The 20,996-nt window shown below is 59.1% G+C and carries 19 protein-coding genes; 7 read left to right on the top strand and 12 right to left on the bottom strand.

The window, feature by feature from the left end; genetic code table 11:
* Position 1: 1 nt before the first annotated feature.
* Together KB449_RS10515 and KB449_RS10510 are read left to right on the top strand one after the other, a co-directional pair.
* On the top strand, positions 2-997 hold the full coding sequence (locus tag KB449_RS10515) for an ABC transporter ATP-binding protein (protein WP_282908329.1): 996 nt from the start codon (positions 2-4) through the stop codon (positions 995-997).
* A complete protein-coding gene (locus tag KB449_RS10510) occupies positions 981-2,024 on the top strand; it encodes an ABC transporter permease (protein ID WP_282908328.1) in 1,044 nt (347 codons plus the stop codon). The genes KB449_RS10515 and KB449_RS10510 overlap by 17 nt, the downstream gene beginning before the upstream one ends.
* 155 nt (positions 2,025-2,179) lie before the next feature.
* On the opposite strand, the gene KB449_RS10505 is transcribed toward KB449_RS10510, so the two are convergent.
* The 5 genes from KB449_RS10505 to KB449_RS10485 all read right to left on the bottom strand — a co-directional run bounded on the left by KB449_RS10505 (position 2,180) and on the right by KB449_RS10485 (position 8,093).
* Positions 2,180-3,823 carry an alpha-glucosidase gene (locus KB449_RS10505; RefSeq protein ID WP_282912786.1) on the bottom strand — a complete coding sequence of 548 codons (1,644 nt, stop codon included), beginning with the start codon at positions 3,821-3,823 and terminating at the stop codon, positions 2,180-2,182.
* A 63-nt stretch (positions 3,824-3,886) separates the two neighbouring features.
* Positions 3,887-4,723 (bottom strand): carbohydrate ABC transporter permease, encoded by an 837-nt coding sequence (locus tag KB449_RS10500; RefSeq protein WP_282908327.1) that lies wholly within the window; start codon positions 4,721-4,723, stop codon positions 3,887-3,889.
* Positions 4,723-5,595, bottom strand: coding sequence for a carbohydrate ABC transporter permease (locus tag KB449_RS10495; RefSeq protein ID WP_282908326.1), 873 nt, complete (start codon positions 5,593-5,595; stop codon positions 4,723-4,725). Before KB449_RS10495 ends, KB449_RS10500 begins: the two co-directional genes overlap by 1 nt.
* 107 nt (positions 5,596-5,702) lie before the next feature.
* Positions 5,703-6,950 (bottom strand): sugar ABC transporter substrate-binding protein, encoded by a 1,248-nt coding sequence (locus KB449_RS10490; protein WP_282908325.1) that lies wholly within the window; start codon positions 6,948-6,950, stop codon positions 5,703-5,705.
* Between the two features lie 174 nt (positions 6,951-7,124).
* Positions 7,125-8,093, bottom strand: coding sequence for a LacI family DNA-binding transcriptional regulator (locus KB449_RS10485; RefSeq protein WP_282908324.1), 969 nt, complete (start codon positions 8,091-8,093; stop codon positions 7,125-7,127).
* A 201-nt stretch (positions 8,094-8,294) separates the two neighbouring features.
* Between KB449_RS10485 and KB449_RS10480 the strand changes: the two genes are divergently transcribed.
* Genes KB449_RS10480 through KB449_RS10470 form a run of 3 tightly spaced genes read left to right on the top strand, consistent with a single transcriptional unit; the run spans position 8,295 to position 11,441 of the window.
* Positions 8,295-8,819, top strand: a complete 525-nt coding sequence (locus KB449_RS10480; protein ID WP_282908323.1) for a PadR family transcriptional regulator — start codon at positions 8,295-8,297, stop codon at positions 8,817-8,819.
* Between the two features lie 60 nt (positions 8,820-8,879).
* Entirely contained in the window at positions 8,880-10,424 is a 1,545-nt protein-coding gene (locus KB449_RS10475) for a DHA2 family efflux MFS transporter permease subunit (RefSeq protein ID WP_282908322.1), read from the top strand.
* Positions 10,425-10,481: 57 nt separating this feature from the next.
* Complete coding sequence (locus tag KB449_RS10470) at positions 10,482-11,441, top strand: serine hydrolase domain-containing protein (RefSeq protein ID WP_282912785.1); 960 nt, start codon at positions 10,482-10,484, stop codon at positions 11,439-11,441.
* A 107-nt stretch (positions 11,442-11,548) separates the two neighbouring features.
* Here the strand turns inward: KB449_RS10470 and KB449_RS10465 are convergent, their stop codons facing one another.
* Complete coding sequence (locus KB449_RS10465) at positions 11,549-12,679, bottom strand: M20/M25/M40 family metallo-hydrolase (RefSeq protein WP_282908321.1); 1,131 nt, start codon at positions 12,677-12,679, stop codon at positions 11,549-11,551.
* Between the two features lie 85 nt (positions 12,680-12,764).
* Here KB449_RS10465 and prli42 point away from each other — a divergent pair, with 85 nt between their 5' ends.
* Positions 12,765-12,863, top strand: a complete 99-nt coding sequence (gene prli42, locus KB449_RS10460) for a stressosome-associated protein Prli42 (RefSeq protein WP_090113023.1) — start codon at positions 12,765-12,767, stop codon at positions 12,861-12,863.
* Here the strand turns inward: prli42 and lipB are convergent.
* The 5 genes from lipB to lpdA form a co-directional block, all read right to left on the bottom strand.
* Positions 12,826-13,536 carry a lipoyl(octanoyl) transferase LipB gene (gene lipB / locus KB449_RS10455; RefSeq protein WP_282908320.1) on the bottom strand — a complete coding sequence of 237 codons (711 nt, stop codon included), beginning with the start codon at positions 13,534-13,536 and terminating at the stop codon, positions 12,826-12,828. The two genes, prli42 and lipB, sit on opposite strands and share 38 nt — an antisense overlap.
* Positions 13,537-13,690: 154 nt before the next feature.
* Positions 13,691-15,115 (bottom strand): dihydrolipoamide acetyltransferase family protein, encoded by a 1,425-nt coding sequence (locus KB449_RS10450; protein WP_282912784.1) that lies wholly within the window; start codon positions 15,113-15,115, stop codon positions 13,691-13,693.
* 55 nt (positions 15,116-15,170) lie between these two features.
* Positions 15,171-16,157, bottom strand: a complete 987-nt coding sequence (locus KB449_RS10445) for an alpha-ketoacid dehydrogenase subunit beta (RefSeq protein WP_282908319.1) — start codon at positions 16,155-16,157, stop codon at positions 15,171-15,173.
* 3 nt (positions 16,158-16,160) lie between these two features.
* On the bottom strand, positions 16,161-17,189 hold the full coding sequence (locus tag KB449_RS10440; RefSeq protein WP_282908318.1) for a thiamine pyrophosphate-dependent dehydrogenase E1 component subunit alpha: 1,029 nt from the start codon (positions 17,187-17,189) through the stop codon (positions 16,161-16,163).
* Positions 17,190-17,487: 298 nt separating this feature from the next.
* Positions 17,488-18,927, bottom strand: coding sequence for a dihydrolipoyl dehydrogenase (gene lpdA, locus KB449_RS10435; RefSeq protein WP_282908317.1), 1,440 nt, complete (start codon positions 18,925-18,927; stop codon positions 17,488-17,490).
* A gap of 697 nt (positions 18,928-19,624) precedes the next feature.
* On the opposite strand from lpdA, the gene KB449_RS10430 reads away from it, so the two are divergent.
* The gene (locus KB449_RS10430) at positions 19,625-19,939 is read left to right on the top strand and encodes a DUF2627 domain-containing protein (RefSeq protein WP_282908316.1); all 315 of its coding nucleotides are present in this window, start codon (positions 19,625-19,627) and stop codon (positions 19,937-19,939) included.
* Between the two features lie 75 nt (positions 19,940-20,014).
* Here the strand turns inward: KB449_RS10430 and KB449_RS10425 are convergent, their stop codons facing one another.
* Positions 20,015-20,911 (bottom strand): AraC family transcriptional regulator, encoded by an 897-nt coding sequence (locus KB449_RS10425; RefSeq protein WP_282908315.1) that lies wholly within the window; start codon positions 20,909-20,911, stop codon positions 20,015-20,017.
* Positions 20,912-20,996: the final 85 nt, after the last annotated feature.

Genomic DNA, 20,996 nt, shown 5'->3' with positions numbered 1-20,996 from the left:
CATGGACGAAACGGTAATCGAACTTAGCCGCCTGACTAAGCGTTACGGCGAATTCACCGCCGTATCCGAGCTGGATCTGTCCATTCGCAGAGGGGAGATATTCGGACTGCTCGGGCCGAACGGCGCAGGCAAGACGACGACCATTCTCATGATGCTCGGGCTCGCCGAGCCGACGAGCGGGCAGGCGACCGTATGCGGCATCGATGCCACGCGCAATCCGATCGAGGTGAAGCGCAGAGTCGGATATATGCCCGACGACATCGGCTTCTACGAGGATCGGACCGGTCTCGACAACCTGATGTATACAGCCATGCTGAATCGGGTGCCCGAAGCAGAAGCCAGGCGAAGAGCGACCGAGCTGCTGGATAAAGTAGGGCTCGGCGCCGCGGCCGGCAAAAAAACGGGCGCTTACTCCAGAGGCATGCGCCAACGCCTCGGCCTCGCCGACGTGCTCATCAAGCGGCCCGAAGTCGTCATTCTTGACGAGCCGACGCTCGGGATCGACCCCGAGGGCGTGCGCGAGCTGCTCGCGCTCATTCGGGAGCTCAGCCGCGACGAGGGACTGACCGTGCTGCTGTCCTCGCACCATCTACACCAGGTGCAGCAGATTTGCGACCGTGTCGGCTTGTTCGTCGGCGGCCGGCTCATCGCGTCAGGCGACCTTGCCGCCTTGTCGCAGCTGCTCGACGGCAGCTCGTCTTATGCCGTCGAGCTGGACGTCGGCGGCTGGTCCGAAGGCGTCGAATCCGCGCTGCGCGGACTCGAGCGCGTGACAGCCGTCGACCTGCAAGAGACGGACGCCTTAAGCGCGGCGGACCGGTCGGACGGCTTCGTCACCGTACGCGTAACCGGCACGGACGACATCGCCGCAGAGCTGGCCGCGGCCGTCGTCGGCAGCGGCGCCTCGCTCCTCGGCTTGCGCCCGCTGCGCTACGGGCTCGACGAGATTTATCATCGTTACTTCGAAGGAGGGAATCCCGTTGGCCAACTTCATTGAAAAGCTGAGACCCGCGCTCGCCGGGGCGGGAGAGCGGCGTCCGGCGGCGTCCGCGCTCCGAGGCCCTTCCCCCTTCTGGGTCATGGTGCGCAAGGAATTCGGCGATCATATCCGCAGCTGGCGGTTCGTCATCCTGCTCGCCATCGTCGTCCTCGCCTGCGCAGGCTCGCTGTATGCGTCCGTCTCGGCCCTGAAGGACGGGCAATCGGCGAGCGCCGCGTCCGGCGAAGGCAGTGCCAGCTTTCTGTTTCTGAAAATGTTCACCGAAACGGACGGCTCGCTGCCGGGCTTCCTGACATTCCTGTCCTTTCTCGCGCCCCTGATCGGCATCGCGCTCGGCTTCGACTCCGTCAACACGGAGCGCAACAAAGGAACGCTGAGTCGTCTGCTGTCCCAGCCGTTGTATAGGGACGACTTCCTGAACGCCAAGTTTGCCGCTGGCCTTTTGCTTATCGCGGTCGTCATCTTCTCGCTCGGCTTCCTGGTCATGGGCATGGGCTTGTTCACGATCGGCTACCCGCCGACGCCCGAGGAGTTTTGGCGCGTCGTCGTCATGCTGTTGATCACCGTCGTGTATGTCGGCCTGTGGCTGAACCTGTCGCTGCTGTTTTCCGTCCGGTTTCGCCAAGCTGCCACTTCGGCGCTGTGCGGCATCGCGCTGTGGATCTTTTTCCTCGTATTCTACGGCATGATCGTCAGTCTGGTGGGCAATGCGACCTCGCCCGCCGAGACGGCCGCAGCGAGCGCAGTCATTCGCCATCAGGATTGGATGATGCTGCTCTCCAGGCTGTCGCCGGCCTATTTGTTCCAGGAAGCCGCTTCGACGCTCATGCTGCCGGATACGCGGACGTTAAACCCGTTCATTACCCAGGATCAAGCGTACCTGGCCATCAATGCGCCTCTATCGTTCGGGCAGAGTCTGCTGCTCGTATGGCCGCAGGTCGTGGCGATCGTCGCGGAGACGACAGTATCCTTCGCGGCCGCCTACGTTGCGTTTATGCGTCAGGAGATCCGTTCGAGATCCTGACCGGCGCCGAGCGGGGTATAGGGACGTGCAGCAGCCGGATAGGGCTTATCCCCTTCGCTCATCATTCGTGCGGAAGTGAGTGAGCGGGATAAGCCCCCACCGGCGCAAAAAAAGGGACGATGCGCCATAACGGCCGCATCGTCCCTTCTATTATATTAGGCAAGCGCGTAGATGCGCGCTTCGTGCGGGCGCAGCACGGTGACCTCTGCCCCGTCTTCGGCTACCTGCTCCGGGTAATTGCCGAGCAACAAGCGCAGCTTCCTGCCCTTTGTCCGCTCCGGCCACCGCAGCTCTGCCGCATTGTCCCCATGGTTGAGCAGGATCAGCCAACTCACGTCGTTCAGCGTGCGCGTATAGACGTACAAATGCTCATCCTCCGCCCACTCCGGACATTCCTCGAACTCGCCGTACGTCATGACCTCGTTTTCCTTGCGAAGCGCGATCAACCGACGGTAATACGCATAGATCGAATCGGGATCCGCCAGATCCCGCGCGACGTTTAGCTCCCGATAGTTGTGGTTGATCTTGATCCACGGGTCGCCTGCCGTGAAGCCGGCGTTCGGCGAATCGTCCCACTGCATCGGCGTGCGCGAGTTGTCCCGGCTTAAGGGCTGCAGGCTCGCGAGCGTCGTAGCGGGATCGCGTCCCATGCCCGTCTCCTCCGCATATCGGTTTTTCATCGCGATATCGTTGTAATCCTCGATGGACGGAAAGCGCACGCCCGTCATCCCGATCTCTTCGCCCTGATAAATATAGGGAATGCCAGGCAGCGTATGGAGCATCGTCGCGAGCAGCTTGGCAGACTGCACGCGATACGTCCCGTCGTTGCCGTAGCGCGTCACCTGGCGCGTATGGTCATGGTTGTTCAAAAATTGAGAGTTCGAGCCCTTGCCCCACAAGCCTTCGTACCAGCGCCGCTGAATGCGCTTGTAACGAAGCATGTCCCATACGGGCATCTCGTCGCAAACTTCGAAGTGGAACAGCATGTCGAGCTCTCCGCGGTCCTCGCCTACGAACTTAAGCCCTTCCTCCGGCGTCACATAGGCTGCTTCGCCGACGGTCACGATATCGTAGCCCGCAAATGCGCGGGCGTTCATTTCGCGGAGATAATCGTGCAGTCCGGGGTTGTTGGTCAGATAACGGATATCCTCGGGCTTCTCGGCGTCCGGATAACCGTCTGGCTTGGCCAACAGCGCGATCGCGTCCAGACGGAAGCCGTCGATGCCCCGGTCCAGCCATCGCTTCATCATTCCGTAGACCGCCTCCCGCACCTCGGGGTTGCGCCAGTTCAGGTCCGGCTGCTCTACGGCAAACGAATGAAAGTAATACTGGTCCGTCGCAGCGTCCAGCTCCCATGCCGATGGCGCGAAGTACGATCGCCAGTTGTTCGGCGGACCGCCGTCCTTGGCGTCTTGCCATATATACCAGTCCCGCTTCGGATTGTCACGCGAGGACCGGGACTCGACGAACCACGGATGCCGATCCGAAGTATGGTTCACGACCAGATCCATAATGAGCTTCATGCCACGGCGATGCACCTCGGCAAGCAGCCGATCCCACGTTTCTATCGTGCCCGCCTTCGGCATGATCGCCTCGTAATCGGATATATCGTAGCCGTTGTCAAGGTCCGGCGATTCGTAAACGGGATTCAGCCAGATGATATCGACGCCGAGCCCCTGGATATGATCGAGCTTTTGAATGACACCCTCGAGATCGCCGAAGCCGTCGCCGTCCGAATCGTAGAAGCTTCTCCAGTACACCTGATAGACGACGGCCTCTTTCCACCATATCTTTTTAATCGCAGTCATAGCGCTACCCCCAAGCATCCGTCTTGTCCTGTTGTCGTTGCGGCATTGCGAGGCTTACTTGACAGCGCCGGCTGCGATGCCTTTGATGATGTACTTCTGTGCGAACATATAGAAGATAACGACCGGTATGATCGTCAGCGTGAGGCCGGCCATCGCCAGGTTCCATTGAATCGTGAATTCGCCGAAAAAGTAGAACGTCGAGAGCGGAATGGTACGCAGCCCTTTGTCGGACAGCGTAAGCGACGGCAGCAGATAGTCGTTCCACATCGCGATAACGTCCAGAATGGCGACCGTGATCGTGATCGTCTTCAGCATCGGAAAGACGATGCGCCAAAACACGCCGAACTTGGTGCAGCCGTCGAGCGTGGCGGCCTCTTCGAGCGCAACCGGCACCGACTTGATGAATCCGTGGAACAAAAACACGGCCATGCTCGCATGAAAGCCTATGTTCATATAGATGAGGCCGCCGCGCGTGTTCAGCATCGGAATGTGAAGGTTGACGCGAATCCAATCCATGACTTGCATGAGCGGCATCATCAAAGTCTGGAACGGAATGAGCATCGTCGAGACGAACACCAAAAAGATGATCCGGCTGAGGCGATTGTCGGTCCGCACGAGCATCCAGGCCGTCATTGAGGCGAGGACGACGACGAAGACGACTGATACGATCGTGATGAACAGCGAATTGCCGAAGGCGGTCATGAAGTTCATCTTGTCCATAGCCTTCGCGTAATATTGGAAGCTAAAGGACGAAGGCAGCGCCAAGGCGTTCCTGTACAGCTCGGCGCGATCCTTGAAGGAGTTGACCAGCATCAGGTAGATCGGCGACAGGAAGGCCAGCGCCAGAAGAAAGAGCAGCGTACTGACGGACGTTCGGCTTGTTCTGTTCATCAGTACTGGACCTCCTTTTTCTTCGTGATGATGACCTGCGTCAGGGTGACGGCGGCCACGAGCACGAAAAAGATAATCGCCTTCGCTTGCCCGAGACCGTAGTGGCCGTAACCGAATATTTCATTGAAAATATTCATGGCGAACAGCTCGGTGGCGTTGTTCGGCCCCCCTTTGGTAAGGGACAGGTTGACGTCGAAAATTTTAAACGCGCCGGACAGCGTAAGGAATAAACAGATCGTAAACGAAGGCATCAGCAGCGGGAACACGATTCGCGTCAGGCGCTGCCACAGATTCGCGCCGTCCACTCTAGCCGCTTCGCCGAGCTCGTCGGGAATGCCCTGGATGCCGGCAATGTAGATGATCATCGTGTAGCCTGCCATCTGCCACGTGAAGACGATAACCATCGCATACAAAGCGAAATGCGGGTGGATGAGCCAATTGAAAAATACGGAGTCGAAGCCCGTTTTGTCTCCCAAATATTTGAACACGTCCGTGAAAATAAACTGCCAAATATAACCCAGAATCAGGCCGCCGATCAGATTCGGCATGAAAAACATCGTCCGCGCCGCGTTGCTGACGCGCAGCTTCATCGTCACGAGCAGCGAAAAAGCGAGTCCGAGCACGTTGACGAGAATTAACGCGAGCACGGTAAACTCGATCGTATGCCAGGCCGAGGTCAAAAAGCGGTCGTCCCGAAACAGCGTCGCGTAATTGTCAAAACCGACGAACACCTTGGGATTGGCGGGAATGCCGTCCCAGGAGACGAAGGAATAACCAATCCCGATAATAAAAGGGATGATGACCACCGTCGTGAAGACGAGCAGCAGCGGTACGGTAAATAAGGCAAACCAGCCTTTGTTGCTCTTGGACAAGGGAAACCACCTCGATTCGATTGATGAGCGGGTCGCCCCCCGCCAGTAAAGCGAAAGCCTAACGCCATATTCGGGTTAGGCTTTCGCTGGCCTTTCGGGCGGGCGTTTTACTTGGCGCCCTTCGCCCATGCGGCATCCAGATTTTTCAGGAACTGCTCGCCCGTCATGTCCTTGGAGAGGAAGAACTCCTGCGTCGCCGGGGCAAGGTCGTTGACGATAACCCCTTGCGGGAAGTAGTTGTTCGCCCACGGAATCGTCTGGCCCGCCTTCGTCGCTTCGAAAACGGTTTGAGACAGCGGATCCAGGTTGGCGGCGTCGATATTGGTCATCGCCGGGATGAATTTGAACTCGTCCACGATCGCTTTTTTGCCGGCTTCGCTCGTGAACATCCAGTTGAGAAACGCCGAGGCTGCCTTGATCTGATCGGCGTCCGCCTTATTGTTGACGACCCAGTTGCTGGCCACGCCAACCGCGATCTTATCGTTGCCGGCGAGCGGGAGCGCCATCATGCCGACTTCGAAGCCCAGGTCGCCATAGTCGCTCAGCATCCCGTAGCTCCAGTTGCCCTGGTGAACCATCGCCGTCTTGCCCGTTGCGAAGTCGCCCATTTGCGTATCGTATTTCACTTCCATCGGATTGACCGTATTGGTCTTGATCGCTTCCATGAACTTGGCGAACTCCTGGAACTCCTTGGTATCGGCCATCTTGACCTCGCCCTTGTTCAGCTTTTCAATGTAGCCCTGGGGATCGGACTGCAGGGCGAACGGCGTATTAATGATATGTCCGATCAGGAAGTACGCTTCCTGAGAAAGGCTCAGCCCGTTTTTGCCTTCGGCCTTGAATTTCTCGAGCGTCTTCGTGAACGAAGCGAGATCCTTGACGTCCTTCGGATCGACAAGGCTCTTGTTGTAGACGAGTCCGAAGCCCTCGACGCCGTAAGGCACGCCGACGATCTTGTCTCCGTCCTTCAGGGCCATGTCCGGCGCGATGTTCTTGGCGAAGGCCTCATTCGAGAGATCCGCGTAATACGACTTGAATTTATTCGCCTCCGCGCCGGTACCCACGCTGAAAATCGTCGGTCCTTCGCCGGCCGCGAGCTTGGCTTGCAGCTGCGTCATGTAGGCGTCCCCGGCGGAGCCCCATACTTCCACTTCATTGCCCGTTTCTTTTTTATACGTCTCGGCCAGCGCCTCGAGCGGTTCGGCGATCTCGACCTTGGATTGGAAAAGGGAAATCTTTTTTAACTTCTCGGCGCCGGCTTGTTGATTATCGTTCGAATTGCCACCGCACGCGGCCAGCAGACCGACAAGCGCCGTTGTCGTAAGTAAAACCGAAGTTCTTTTTACTAATTTCACTTAAAACTCCCCCTTCTCGTTTGAAAACGAGTAAAAATTAATAAACTTACGTTCTATATACCCAATATATAAGCTTTTGAAATCGCTGTCAACGTGATATTTACTGTTTTATTTGCTTCAGTCAGTAAATCATTAAGTAAAATCAAGTAAAATGCATGGTAGATAAGTGAAGCACTACTTTACCGTCCTCCGCCAGCGAATCGTCGCGCTAAGCTTAAACGGCTCAACGGACGCTTCCTCGTCGCCCATCAGCTCCAGTAATTTTTTGGCTGCCAGATAACCGCTCTCGTACCTCGGGATCGCGACCGTGGTCAGCCCCGCCATCGCCGCCATCGCAGAATCGTCGAACCCGGTGACCGACACATCCTCGGGCACCTTGACGCCGTGTTCTTCGAACGCCTTGACCGCGCCAAGCGCCATGTTGTCGTTCGCGCAGACGACGACCTCGGGCAGATCGTTGCTCAGCAGCATCAGCTTGGCGGCTTGATAGCCGCTGTCCTCGCGATAGTTGCCGTGGTAGTAATACCGCTGGTCGAAGACGATGCCATTGCGCGCCAGCGTGTCTGAAAAGCCGGCGAACCGCTCCTGGTTGTCGAGCGTGAAGCCGAGACCGCCTACGTAGCCGAAGCGCTTTATCCCGCGGTCCGCCAGCGACTGGACCAATTGGCACATGACCGGATAATTGTCAACGACGACGCTCTTGGCGTTCGCCTGCCCGTTCTCCATGATCCGGTCCATCAGGACCACGGGCATTTCCCTGGCCGCGACGCCGGCCAGGAATTCGTCGGACATGCTGGCGTCGAGGCAGATGGCGCCGCCGGCGAAGCTTCCCCGCATGAATTCTCCGCTCGACTTATTCGTGCAAATGACGAGATTAAACCCGTTTTCCGTCAGGCAGTCACTGATTCCCTGGATGATCTTCAAGTAAAAGTCGCGATCGAAATCGCTGAAGATGAACAGCACCGTGCGATTTTTTTCGGTTCGCGCCTTCTTCCCGCCGCCGACCGCATAGCCGTGCTCCTCGCAGATTCGCAGCACGCGTTCTCTGGTCTCCTCGCCGACGTTCTTGCGGCCGTTCAGCACGTTCGACACGGTGGATATGGATACGTTCGCGATCTCGGCGATCTCCTTTAAGCCGATCATTGTTGTTCTTCCCTTCCGGACGATTTTAATTCCTATCATAAATCAAACGTTTTTTTTTGTAAAATTTACTTTCAGCATTTTACCTTCGATTTTCCGGGCTGCATTTTACCCTTTCATGTATTGACTCGATATATATCGTATCGATATAATAAGGCCGGATCGATAAACGAAAATACGCATGCAATTGAGGGGGATCAATTCTTGAACAGCCAGGATGTCATTCTAGGTTTGCTGCACCGCGCGCCGCTGTCCGGCTATGAGATCAAGCAAAAGCTGGAGATGCCGCTATCGTTTTTTTTCGATGCCAGCTTCGGAACGATCTATCCGACGCTCGCGAAGATGGAGGCGCTCGGTTATATCGTCAAGGAAAGCGTCGTGCAGGAGGGACGTCCGAATAAAAACGTATTCTCGCTCACCTCGGAAGGCAGGGCGCAGTTCGAGCATTACTTGCATTCCCCCGTCGAGAATGACAGCTACCGTTCCGACTTTCTTGTGCGGATGTTTTTCGGCGAATATTCGGACGACGAGACGCTGGCCGACTGGATTCGCGACGAGATCCGCAAAGCGGAAACGGCCGCTGCGCAGCTGGATCGGATGAAGGCGGATTGGGCGCAAGGCATGCCGGCGTCGAAAACGCTGTGCCTCGATATCGGCATCGATCTGAATGCCTCCAAAGCCCAAACGCTGCGCGAGGCGTTCAAGCGGCTCACAGGCTCTGATGCCTAAGCCTGCCCCACTCTGCGTGCGCGCACGCTCTCGCCACATTTATCGGGAGGGATTTTAATCATGTCTGCGGTTTCTAAAAAAACGGGGCTCATCGTATTGTCCATGGCGCTCGGCCTGCTGATGGCAACGTTGGACAATACGATCGTGTCCGCCAGCATGAACAAGGTCATTGAAAACATCGGCGGCTTCGAGAAAGTGTCCTGGGTATTCACCGCCTACATGCTCGCTTCGACCAGTACGATGCTTATATTCGGCAAGTTGTCCGATATGTTCGGACGCAAGCGATTTTATTTGATCGGCATCGGACTGTTCCTTCTCGGCTCAGCGTTGTGCGGCATGGCGCAGACGATCGACCAGCTGATCTGGTTCCGCGTCATCCAGGGCGTCGGCTCCGGCTCGGTGTTCCCGATTTCCTTCTCGATCATCTTCACGCTGTTCGCGGATCCGCGGCAGGCGGCGAAGCTGTCCGGCGTGATGGGCGCCGTATTCGGCCTCTCTTCCGTGGCGGGGCCGCAGCTCGGAACATTAATTTCCGAGCATATGAGCTGGCGCTGGTGCTTCTACGTGAACGTGCCGATCGGCATCGCCTCGATGCTGGTGCTCGTTTTCTCGCTGCGCGAATCAAAGGCGGAGAAAAAACCTCGCATCGACTATTGGGGCGCGGTCTTGCTCGTCGTCGCCACCGTTTCAGCGCTCATGGCGCTCGAGCTGGGCGGAAAAAGCTACGCTTGGGGCTCTTGGCAGATCCTTGGATTGTTCCTTATCGGCGCGGTCGCCGGCGCGTTGTTCGTCGCCGTGGAGCTGAAGGCCGAGGAACCAATGCTTCCGCTGACCATTTTTAAAAACCGGCTCGTGCTCGGCATCAGCCTGCTCTGCTTCTGCCAGGGCGTCATCATGTTTTCCGCCATCGCCTATCTCCCGCTGTACGCGACCGCCGTCCTGGGCAAGGCCAATTCCAACGGCATTCTGACGCCGATGATGGCTTCGTTGATTGCCGGCGCGATCGTCTCCGGATTTTTAGCCGCAAGATTTCGTTTCCGCACGGTCCTGTTCGTCAATATGGCGCTCGGCGTCGTCGCGGCCATCCTTCTCATGAATCTATCCGCCGATATGGCTTATTGGCGGGTGATCGCGATTATGATCCTCCTCGGTCTGGGCGTCCTCGGTCCGCTCATGAGTCTCGGTCAAACGGCGGTCGCGATGTCCGTGCATCCCAAATATATCGGCATCTCCTCCTCGGTCGTCGGCTTCTGGCGCAATATCGGCGGCGTCATCGGCGCCTCCGTGATGGCAGTGCTCGTCAATGCCAGTCTGAAGGACAGTTCTAGAGAGGCCATCTCCAAGTTCAGCATCCCCGCGGACCAATCCGGCACGCTGGCAAATCCGGAGACGGTCATTAAGGGAGCCTCTCAGCTCCCTGCGGACTTGCTCACCTTTATGCGCGGAGAAATCGGGGGCGCTATCTCCCACGGCTTTATCCTGTCTTTGTTCGTCATGATCGCCGGCGCGCTTGTCGCGCTTTCGGTGGGAAACGCGCGTCACGAGAAAAAAAACGATTTGAAGCATCCGTCGGATCTTGAAGCTCCCCCCTCGCGCTTCGGTTGACCGAATCGGGTAAAATAAGGTTACGTCGAACGCCGAGGTGAATGTTTTTTGCACACGATGATTAACCATCTGCCTGCGGCGATCGCGTCGCTGAATCCCCGGAGCTTTTTGGTCAAACGCCAAGGCCGCTTGCTGTTCGAGCATTACCGGGATCCGCTCCTCGCGTCCGAGCCGGCCATTATCAATTCCTGTACGAAAAGCGTATTGTCCGCTTTGATCTGTATCGCGATCGGCCAGGGCTTGCTGCCTGTTCCGGCGGTTACCCCCGTAACCGATTTTTTCCCGCAACTGAAGGCGGATGCCGATATTCGCAAACGGGACATGACGCTGCAGCATTTGCTGACGATGACGGCGGGCTTCCGGTGGGACGAATTCGGCGGGCTGAATTCTTTCCCCCGCATGACGCGCGAAGCGAACTGGATCGCGCACGTGCTGGACCAGCCGCTGTCCGATCCGCCGGGAACGCGGATGACTTATAACTCCGGCGTCTCTCAGCTGCTATCGGCAATTCTGGCGGAAGCCGCAGGCAAGAGCGTCGCACGATTCGCCGAGGATACGCTGTTCCGTGCGCTCGGCATTGAAGCATACGAATGGGAGACCGATCCGCAAAAGATCCATACCGGCGGCTTCGGACTGCGCCTGCGCCCAGCCGACCTATTGAAGCTCGGCGAGCTCATGCTGCAAAAAGGGGTATGGAACGATACGCGGCTGTTTCCGGCGGAATTGGCCGCGTTAGCCGTTCGCCCCTTCGCCCCTGCAAGTCCGCCGTACGAAGGCGAGTACGGCTGGCACTGGTGGTGCCGCGTCTTTACGAAAGTCAACGGCGGACAAGACGCTTTACCGAGCAGCCGTGACAGGAAACCCGTCGACTACTTTTACGCGCAGGGATTCGGCGGGCAATTCGTTTATGTCGTCCCGGAGGCCGAGCTGGTCGCGGTCGTGACCCAGGACAGCCGCAAGCGCAAGCAGCCTACGCTATTCGCGGAGCTGATCGGTCCGATCGTTGCCGGCAGTTAATCGATCTGTTTTCAGCGGCATAGGACGTGCAGCAGCGTGCATTAAAAGCCCTTTCGCCTCTTTATCGAGGCCGAAAGGGCTTGTCGCTTTTTGCCAAAGCAAGGCCATCAGTGGTTTTTGGCTTCTTCGATTATCGCCAAGACGAGCTCCGTCACCTTTACGATGTCGTCGGCTTTGATCCGTTCCTTCGTCGTATGGATATCCTCGTAGCCGACGGCCAGGTTGACGGTCGGCACGCCGTTGCCGTTGAACATGTTGGCATCGCTGCCGCCGCCGGAGGCGAACAGGCTCGGACTGAGACCTACGCTGCGGATCGCCGCGCTCGCGATCTGAATGACTTCGTCCGCTTCCGTGTAGCTGTACGCGGGGTAGATCACTTCGCTGACGAATTCGAACGTCGCTCCGGTCTCTTCGCAGGCGCTTGCGACTGCCTGACGCATCAGCTCGGCTTGCGCGTCGAGCTTCGCATTCGAGCGGCTGCGCACTTCTGCGTAAATCTTGATCTTGTCGACGACGACGTTTACTTCGCCGCCGCCTTCGAAACGGCCGATGTTGGCGCTCGTCTCCGAGTCGATCCGTCCGAGCTTCATCCGGGAGACGGCCTTGGAAGCCACCTGGATCGCGCTGATGCCGTCCTCGGGATTGACGCCGGCATGCGCCGCCTTGCCTTGAATCGTAATGTACTGGCGGGAGTTGGTAATCGCGGCGGCCGCAATCTCTCCGATCTTGCCGTTGGAATCGAGCGCATAGCCGAACTTCGCCTTGAGGCGCGAGCCGTCCATCGCGCGGGATCCGAGCAGGCCGGACTCTTCGCCGACCGTAATGACGAACTGGATGGCGCCATGCGAGGCGCCTGTCTCCTTCAGTACGCGCAGCGCTTCGAAGATCGCTGCGAGGCCCGCCTTGTCGTCGGCGCCGAGAATCGTGGTGCCGTCGCTACGAATATAACCGTCGTCGTCCAGTCTCGGCTTGACGCCGACGCCCGGCGCGACCGTATCCATATGCGAGGTGAACAGGAGCACGGGTACCGACTCGGCGCCCGGCGTCGCCGGCAGCCAGGCGAACAGGTTGCCCGAGCCGTGACCGATTTTTTCCGCGACGTCGTCCTCTTCCACCTCGAGCCCGAATGCTTCGAACTTCGCGATGAGCGCCTTGCGGATCGCTTGCTCGTGCTTCGTCTCGCTGTCGATTTGCACCAGTTCCATAAATTCCTCGATCAGCCGTTCTTTTTGGACCATGGGGATCCTCCTCGTAAGCGTGCGTCAAATCGGTTAAAATAAGAATGATGCTCATTCAATCATATTGCCGCAAAGGATGGTTCCGATGAACAACACGCGTTGGTTTAAAATCGTCGTCTACGTCATGCTGATCGCCATGCTGGCCTCTACCGTGCTGCTGTCGATCGGATCGCTGCTTCAGTAACGGTCCGCAAGCTCCCGTAACCGAATACGTCCCGGAAGTGCGGGAGCACCCGCTCCGCAATCTCCTCGACCTCGAGCGTCAGGCCCGTCTCGACTTCGAGCGAGGTGACCCCGTATTCCTGGATGCCGCAAGGAACGATGCCTCCGAACCCCTCTTGCTCTACGCCACGCTTCACGTTAAAAGCAAAGCCGTGGCTCGTCACGAAGCCGCGTCTTGCGCGCGCGCGGTTGAACTTGACGCCGATCGCCGCCACCTTTCGGTCGCCGATCCAGACCCCGGTATATTCCGGCTTCCTGCCGCCGACGAGTCCGAACTCCGCGAGCAGGCGGATCAATACCTCTTCGAGATCCCGCAAATACTTGTGCAGATCCAGACCCTCGGCGTCCAAATAGAGCAGCGGATATCCGACGAGCTGCCCGGGGCCGTGATAGGTAATGTCGCCGCCGCGGTCGATCTCGAATACCGCGATGCCGCGCGAAGCGAGCTCGTCCGGCGACATCAGCAAATGCTCGGGATGGCGATCCGTGCCGATCGTATAGGTCGGCGGATGCTCGAGCAGCAGCAGCGTATCCTCGCGCTGCCCCGCGCCGATGTCCCGGATCAGCGCCTTTTGAAGATCCCACGCTTCTCCGTACTCGATACGGCCCAGCTTGGCCGTGTCCAGCATGCTCATGTCGTTCTCGCCTCCCGTTTAACCTCCCTATTGTAGCGCAAGCCGAAAGCACTCGCAAACATGCGGAGGCTGCTTGAGCATCATGTTAAAAGGGCCGCCCGCGGCTCCTTGCACGCGCGCGGGCGACCCTAACCGATAGGCTTAAGCGAACTTCTTAGTAAAGCTTGGTGTCGAGACTGTAGCTCTCGAGGTTTTCTTTGACCCGCTGCAGGAACCGGCCGCAAATGACGCCGTCAAGAATACGGTGGTCGAGAGACAGGCAAAGATTGACCATCGAACGTACGCCGATCATGTCGTTGATGACGACGGGGCGCTTGACGATCGATTCGAACGTCAAGATCGCGGCCTGCGGATAGTTGATGATCGGTTGCGACAAAATCGAGCCGAAGGAGCCCGTGTTGTTGACCGTGAACGTGCCGCCCTGCAAATGCTCGAGCTTAAGCTTGCCGTGACGCGCGCGGTTGGCCAGATCGTCGATCTCGTGCGCGATGCCGGCGATGTTTTTCTGGTCGGCGTTTTTGATGACCGGCGTGATGACCGAATCCTCGGTCCCGACCGCCAGCGCCATATTGATGTCGCGCTTGACGATGATCTTGTCCGTCGCCCATACCGAATTCATGATCGGGTAATCCTTGATCGCGCCTACGGCGGCTTTGACGAGGAATGGCATATACGTCAGGTTGATGCCTTCCGTCCGTTTGAATTCGTCCTTGAGCTTGCTGCGAAGCACGACAAGGTTGGTCACGTCCACCTCGATCATCGTCCAGGCATGCGGAATCTCGGTCACGCTCTGGCGCATGCGCGTCGCGATCGTATTGCGGATCGGGGTCACGTCGATGAAATATTCGCCGCGGCCCGGCACTTCATGACCTTCGATCTCGATCGTCGGAATGCGCGGCGACTCGGACAAGTGTAGTCCGCCCGAACGGACCTGCACGCGCGGATCCATCGGCTCGATCGGCTTCGCGGAGCCGGCAGCGCCAGTGGGAGCTGGCGAGACTGGCGCCTGCGCCGTTTGCGGCGCGGCTGCAGGCGTTGCCGCAGACGCTCCTTGCGGCTGTGCAGCGGAAGCCGCGCCTGACGACGCGGCAGCCAGCACGTCGGCGCGCGTGATGCGTCCGCCCATGCCGGTGCCCGCCAAGCGGGCAAGGTCGATGCCGTGCTCGGCAGCCAGCTTCAGCACGGCTGGCGAGTAGCGCTGACGCATCTCCTGCCCCGCAGCGACGGCTGCGGCCGGCGCAGATGCGCTCGCCGCCGGCCTCTCGCCGGCCTCGCGCACGGCTGCGCGGACCGCGTCTTCGGTCGGCTGAAGGCCTGCGGCGAGCGCGCCGCCCGGAATTTCCGCATACGCGTCGGCCTCCTCCGTCTCGATCAGGCAGATCGCGCTGCCGACGTTCACCGTCTCGCCGTCGCCCGCCAGCACCTTGACCAGTACGCCGCGGGCCGTAGACGGCAGCTCGGCGCTCACCTTGTCCGTGATCAGCTCGCAAAGCGGCTCGTACATCTCTACATAGTCGCCGGGCTTTTTCAACCAACGGTCGACGGTTGCAGTCTCCAGCGATTCGGCCAGCTTCGGCATGATGATTTCCGTAATCTTTTTGCTCAAATCCGTTCAGCTCCTTCCCGTGACGATTCTAGTATCGCGCCAGCTCCAGCATGGCGGCCTTCAGTTTTTCCTTGTTCAGCATGAACTTCTTTTCGCCCACCGGATTATAAGGCATGGCGGGAACGTCTGGGCCGCACAGACGGCGGATCGGCGCGTCGAGGTCATAGAGCATCTCCTCGGCGATGATCGCGGCTACTTCGCCGCCGATCCCGCCGGTCTTGTTGTCCTCGTGGACGATCAGCACCTTGCCGGTGCGCGCAGCCGCTTCAAGGATGCCCTCGCGGTCGAGCGGCTGAATCGTGCGCAGATCGAGGATGTGCGCTTCGATGCCTTCCTCGCGGGACAGCTCCTCGGCGGCCTGCATCGCGAAATGAAGCGGCATGCTGTAGCTGATGACCGTAATGTCGCTGCCTTCGCGCAATACGTTCGCTTTGCCGATCGGCACCGTATACTCGCCTTCGGGCACCTCGTCGCTCACGAGACGGTAGCATTTTTTATTTTCGAAGAAAATGACGGGATCCGGATCGCGAATCGCCGAGATCAGAAGGCCCTTGGCATCGTAAGCGGTCGCAGGCGCGACGATCTTGAGGCCCGGCGTGCCGAAAAACACCGACTCGGTGCACTGCGAATGGTACAAGCCGCCGAAAACGCCGCCGCCGATCGGCGCGCGAATGACGACGGGGCAGCTCCAGTCGTTGTTCGAGCGATAGCGGATCTTCGCCGCCTCGCTGATGATCTGGTTGGCCGCCGGGAACATGAAGTCAGAGTACTGCATCTCGGCGATCGGCTTCATGCCCGCCATCGCGGCGCCGATCGCGACGCCAGCGATCGCGGATTCCGCGAGCGGCGTATCGATCGCCCGGTCTTCGCCGAATTGCTGCTGCAGCCCCCTGGTCGTTCCGAACACGCCGCCCTTGAGGCCAACGTCTTCGCCCAGGACGAACACGCTGTCGTCCCGCTCCATCTCTTCTTTCATGGCCAAGCGGATCGCGTCGATATATTCGATTATCGGCATACGTTAGCGCACCTCCCCGTTATCTTCGGCGTACACGTAGCGGAAGGCGTCCTCGGCCGACTGGTACGGGGCCTGCTCGGCATAAGCCGTCGCTTCGTCAAGCTCTTTGCGGATGCGCTGCTGCAGCGCCTGCTCTTGCGCTTCGGACCAAAGCCCCAGCTGCTCGAGATACGCGCGGAAGGCCGGCAGCGCGTCCTTGGTGCGATTTGCGTCGACCTCTTCCTTCGTACGATAGGCCATGTCGTTGTCGGAAGTCGAGTGCGGCGTGACGCGGTAGGTCATGATCTCGATCAGCGTCGGCCCTTCGCCCGCAAGCGCGCGCTCGTGCGCTTCGCGGAACACGCGGTAAACTTCGAGCGGATCGTGGCCGTCGACCCGGATGCCGGGGAAGCCGTAGCCGAGCGCGCGGTCGCTGATGCGGCCGGCCGTCTGCTTGGACAGCGGCACCGAGATGGCATAGCCGTTGTTTTCGCAAACGAAAATGACGGGCAGCTTCTGCACGCCCGCGAAGTTGCAGCCTTCGTGGAAATCGCCCTGGTTGCTCGAGCCTTCGCCGAACGAGACAATCGCGACGGACTTTTCGCCGCGGATCTTCGAAGCGAGCGCGAAGCCGACCGCGTGCGGCACCTGCGTCGTCACGGGGCTCGAGCCCGTCGCGATGCGCAGGCGGCGGCAGCCGAAGTGCGCGGACATCTGGCGTCCCGCGCTATTGGGATCCTCGCCTTTGCCGAACAGCGCCAGCATCAATTCTTTGACGGTCATGCCGATCGTCAACACAAGCCCGTAATCGCGGTAGTACGGAAGGAACCAGTCTTTTTCGAGATCCATGGCAAACCCCATCGCCACCTGCGACGGCTCCTGCGTGATGCCCGATATGTGGAAGTTCACCTTCCCGGCGCGCTGCAGCACCTGGCCGCGTTCGTCGAACTTGCGCGCGAGCATCATCGTCTCGTACATGGCGACGGCCCGCTCGTTCGTCAATCCCAGCGCTTGATGCCGCGCTTGTTGATCCAAGCTGCCCTTTTGGGTCATGAAGCGTCCCTCCCGGCTTTTCGTTTTAGACTTCGGATTTTTAGAAGTTGTCGTTAGTGTTATAACCTGGTCTTAATACTTGAACCTAGAACCTATTATACAGCGGCACGTTCGAAAAAGAAACCGCGAGCGAAATCAAGTCTGGCACCGGCTGCGGAAGTTGGAGAGCGAGGAATTCGCGTCCGCGAAACAAAGCGCCCGGTGGGATGCCGCTCCCGCAACGCAAAACGGTCTCGCCTGCATGCCCGGCGAAACCGCGTAAGCGAAGCGCCGCGGCGACGGCCGGGCGCTTCTTCCTTTATGATCCGTGCGAGGCGGAGCCGGATACGGCCTGCATGACTTCCTGCATCGCCTCGGACAGCGTCGGATGCGGGTGAATGGCGCGCCCGATCTCCCAGGGAACGGCATCCAGCAGCTTCGCGAGCGAGGCTTCGGCAATCAGGTCGGTCGCATGAGGACCGACCAGATGCACGCCCAGCAGATCGCCCGTCTTGCGGTCCACGACCGCCTTCGCGAAGCCCTCCGGCTCGCCCTGCACAAGCGCTTTGCCGAAAATCCGCATCGGCAGCTTCACGGCGCGCGTCTCGATGCCGTACGCCTTCGCCGCCGCCTCGGTCCAGCCGATAGCCGCGGCCTCCGGCCGGCTGTAGATGGCCCGCGGCACATCCCGGTCGGACGTGCGGACAATCGGCTGACCGAGAATGTGGGCAACCGCGATCTCCGCCTCGTGCATCGCCGCATGCGCCAGCTGCACGCCGCCGATGACGTCTCCGACGGCGTAAATGTGCGGCTCGCCGGTCTGCAGCGTCGCCGGATTGACCGTCACGAAGCCGCCGCTTGCCTTGACGTCCGTATTTTCAAAGCCGAGGTTCTCGACGTTGCCGATTCGTCCTACGGAGACAAGCATGCGCTCCGCTTCGAGCGTCTCGGCCTTGCCGGCAGCGGTCTCGATGCGTACGGAGACGCCATCCTCTGCCGAAATGCAGGACGAAGCGTCCAGCTTGGCGCCCAGAAGCAGCTTCACGCCGCGCTTCTCGAGCTGGCGGGCGAGCTCCGCCGAGATATCCTTGTCTTCGCCGGGCAGCAGACGATCGGCCGTCTCGACGAGCGTCACCGCGGTGCCGAAGTCGACGAGCAGCGATGCCCACTCGACGCCGATGACGCCGCCGCCGACGATAATCGCGCTGGCCGGCCGCGACGGCCATGTCAACGCTTCGTCGCTCGTCACGACGCTCAAGCCGTCGTAAGGCAGCCCTTCAAGCTTGCGCGGACGCGACCCCGTCGCCAGAATAAGGTGGCGCGGCACGACGGTCTCCGACTCTCCGTCCTCAAGCGCTACGGCGATCGCGCCGCCGCGCGGCGAGAAGATCGACGGACCGGTCAGCCGGCCGGCGCCGCGGATCACCTGAATGCGATTTTGCTTCATCAGCGCCTCTACGCCTTTGTGGAGCTGGCCGACGACGTCCTCCTTGCGGCGCATGACGGCGCTCCAATCCACGGTGACATCGTCGCCCGCGGACAGAAGGACGCCGTAAGCCGCGGCGCTGCGAACCGTCGCGTAGACTTCGGCGCTGCGGAGCAGCGTCTTGCTCGGAATGCAGCCGCGATGCAGGCAGGTGCCGCCCAGCTTGTCCTTTTCAATAATGGCGACGCTTCGTCCGGCCTGGGCGGCGCGGACGGCGGCCGTATAGCCGCCGGGACCGCCGCCGAGGATGGCGACATCGACTTCGAATGGCATGAAGGTACCTCCGGAAAATTAGGCGTTGGAAACAGCATGGATATGTATATAGGGCTTGGCGCCGCATTACTGCGCGCCGACGATCGATTCCCGCTGATCCTCCCATTATAGCGCCTCCCGCCTCAACAAAAAAGCCGAGCCGCTTGGACGCGTACGCGGCTAAGCGAGGTCGAAGAATCCGCAAGGCCGGGCCTGTCGATGAACCGATGATCGAAAATAAGAAAAACAACGGAGGCCTTGCTTCCCTTCCTGTCCCGGACAGCGGCGAATGTTGGAATAATAAGCGCGCTTTCGAAGTGCAGGAGCTTTGTCGAATGTTCGGCTGATTAAACAAATGCATTTGTACATGTATTTTCTAGCGACCCGAGGCACCTGATGAAAAACATGCATATATGAAAACGAACGGATGAAGGAAATTAAATGTACTTTTGCGTCTTTCTTGTCCAAAGCGGCGAGCTTAGCGAGTTTTGATATATTTTTGCGGGCATTGTCGCGAAAGAACGACGCAGACTACGGCACGCCGAGTAATAAGCCCAACGAATTCATCGGTAAAGCGGATCAACGGCCCAGTTCCCGCCAATTTTGTTAAAAGCGAACGATCCTGTACGAATTCGTTGTTTCCGTTCTCATTTACAATAGACATATTCTCGATAAATCGCTATCATAGGAACATAGAACAGGAAGGTGGACATGACCGTTGAAGCTCGTTATCTCGCGCTTGATCGCCATTCTCTTGCTCGTCGTACCCGGCTTAGCCGCCGCATACGGCTTCCTGCTGATGAAGGACGCCTTGTTCGATTATTTCGCGCAGTTCGGGAATGTTAGCCTGCCCGATCCCCATTTCGATCTTTGGCATTTTTTGCTCGGCTTCGTGTTGTTTCTCGCCGGCGTCGGCTTCATCGGCGGCTGGATCTTTTTCCGCGATCGCAAGCACAACTACGTGTCGCCGCGCTTCCGCGCCAAACGCCCTCCGCGTCCGCCGCGGGACGGCAGCAAGACGGGCGGCCAATAAATTATTGCAAAAAAGAAATAGCGCCTTTTACGGCGCTGTTTCTTTTTTTGCGTTCGGTTCATGCCGCGCTCGGCGTTACGAAAAGCCTTCGTCCGCGGAACCGGCCCTACGGTAGGTTCTCGGCGTACAGCCGTAGACGCCGCGGAATAGCTTGATAAAGTAGCTGAAGTTGTCGAAGCCCGCTTCCAGCGCGACCTCGGAGATCGTCAGGTCGGATCCTGCCAGCCTGCCGGCCGCATAGCGGAGTCTGTATCGGTTCATGTATTCGACCGGCGTCTTGCGCATATAAGCCTTGAACATGCGGCTGAAGTGACCTTCGCTCATTCCGGCCACGTCCGCCAGCTCCCTCAGGCTGAGCTTGCGCGCGAAGTTCGTTTCCATATAGGTCAACGCCTGCTTGAGGCGCTCCGCCGCATGACTCTCGCCCTCGTCGGCCGACGACCGCGATTGCCATTGCCCCGCGCCGATGAGATCGGCGATCAGATTGAGCAGCCCCGCCTTCACGCGCAGCTCGCGGGCGGGATCTGCCGCATGCTCGAGCCGTTGAACGGCCGCAAGCGCCGCGACCGCCGCTTCGCCCCACGGTGTCCGGGGCGTCCAATGAAGAGGCGGTCCCGATCTTCCGCGCTGCAGCGGCCGCAAATAACGCGCGGACATCGCGTCGTCCGGACCGCCGTCCAGCCAGCCGAGATCGAAGACGAGCGCTTCGTACGCGCAGTCGGACGCGCCAAGCGGGTAGCCGCCGTGCAGCAGGCCGCCGGGTATGAACAAGGCTTCTCCTGCGGACACTTCGTAGGCGGACAATCCGATCTGGAACATCGCGCGACCGGACGTAACCCTTAGAAATTCGATTTCCTCGTGCCAATGAAAATCGAGGATGCCCTCCAAGGGCGTACGCGCTTGCTGGTAGAAGCCGACCGGGAAGCCCGGGGTACCGTGCCGGCGGTCCTCTTTTAACAATTTATTGTCCATACGATACCGACATCCTCATAATCGTGTTATTAATAAGCATAATATTGCAAGAAATTCGATAAATCAATCGGTATTATGTTACTTA

This window comes from Cohnella hashimotonis (assembly GCF_030014955.1).
Classification (GTDB): Bacteria; Bacillota; Bacilli; order Paenibacillales; family Paenibacillaceae; genus Cohnella; species Cohnella hashimotonis.
This window is presented reverse-complemented; position numbering and strand designations above follow the sequence as displayed.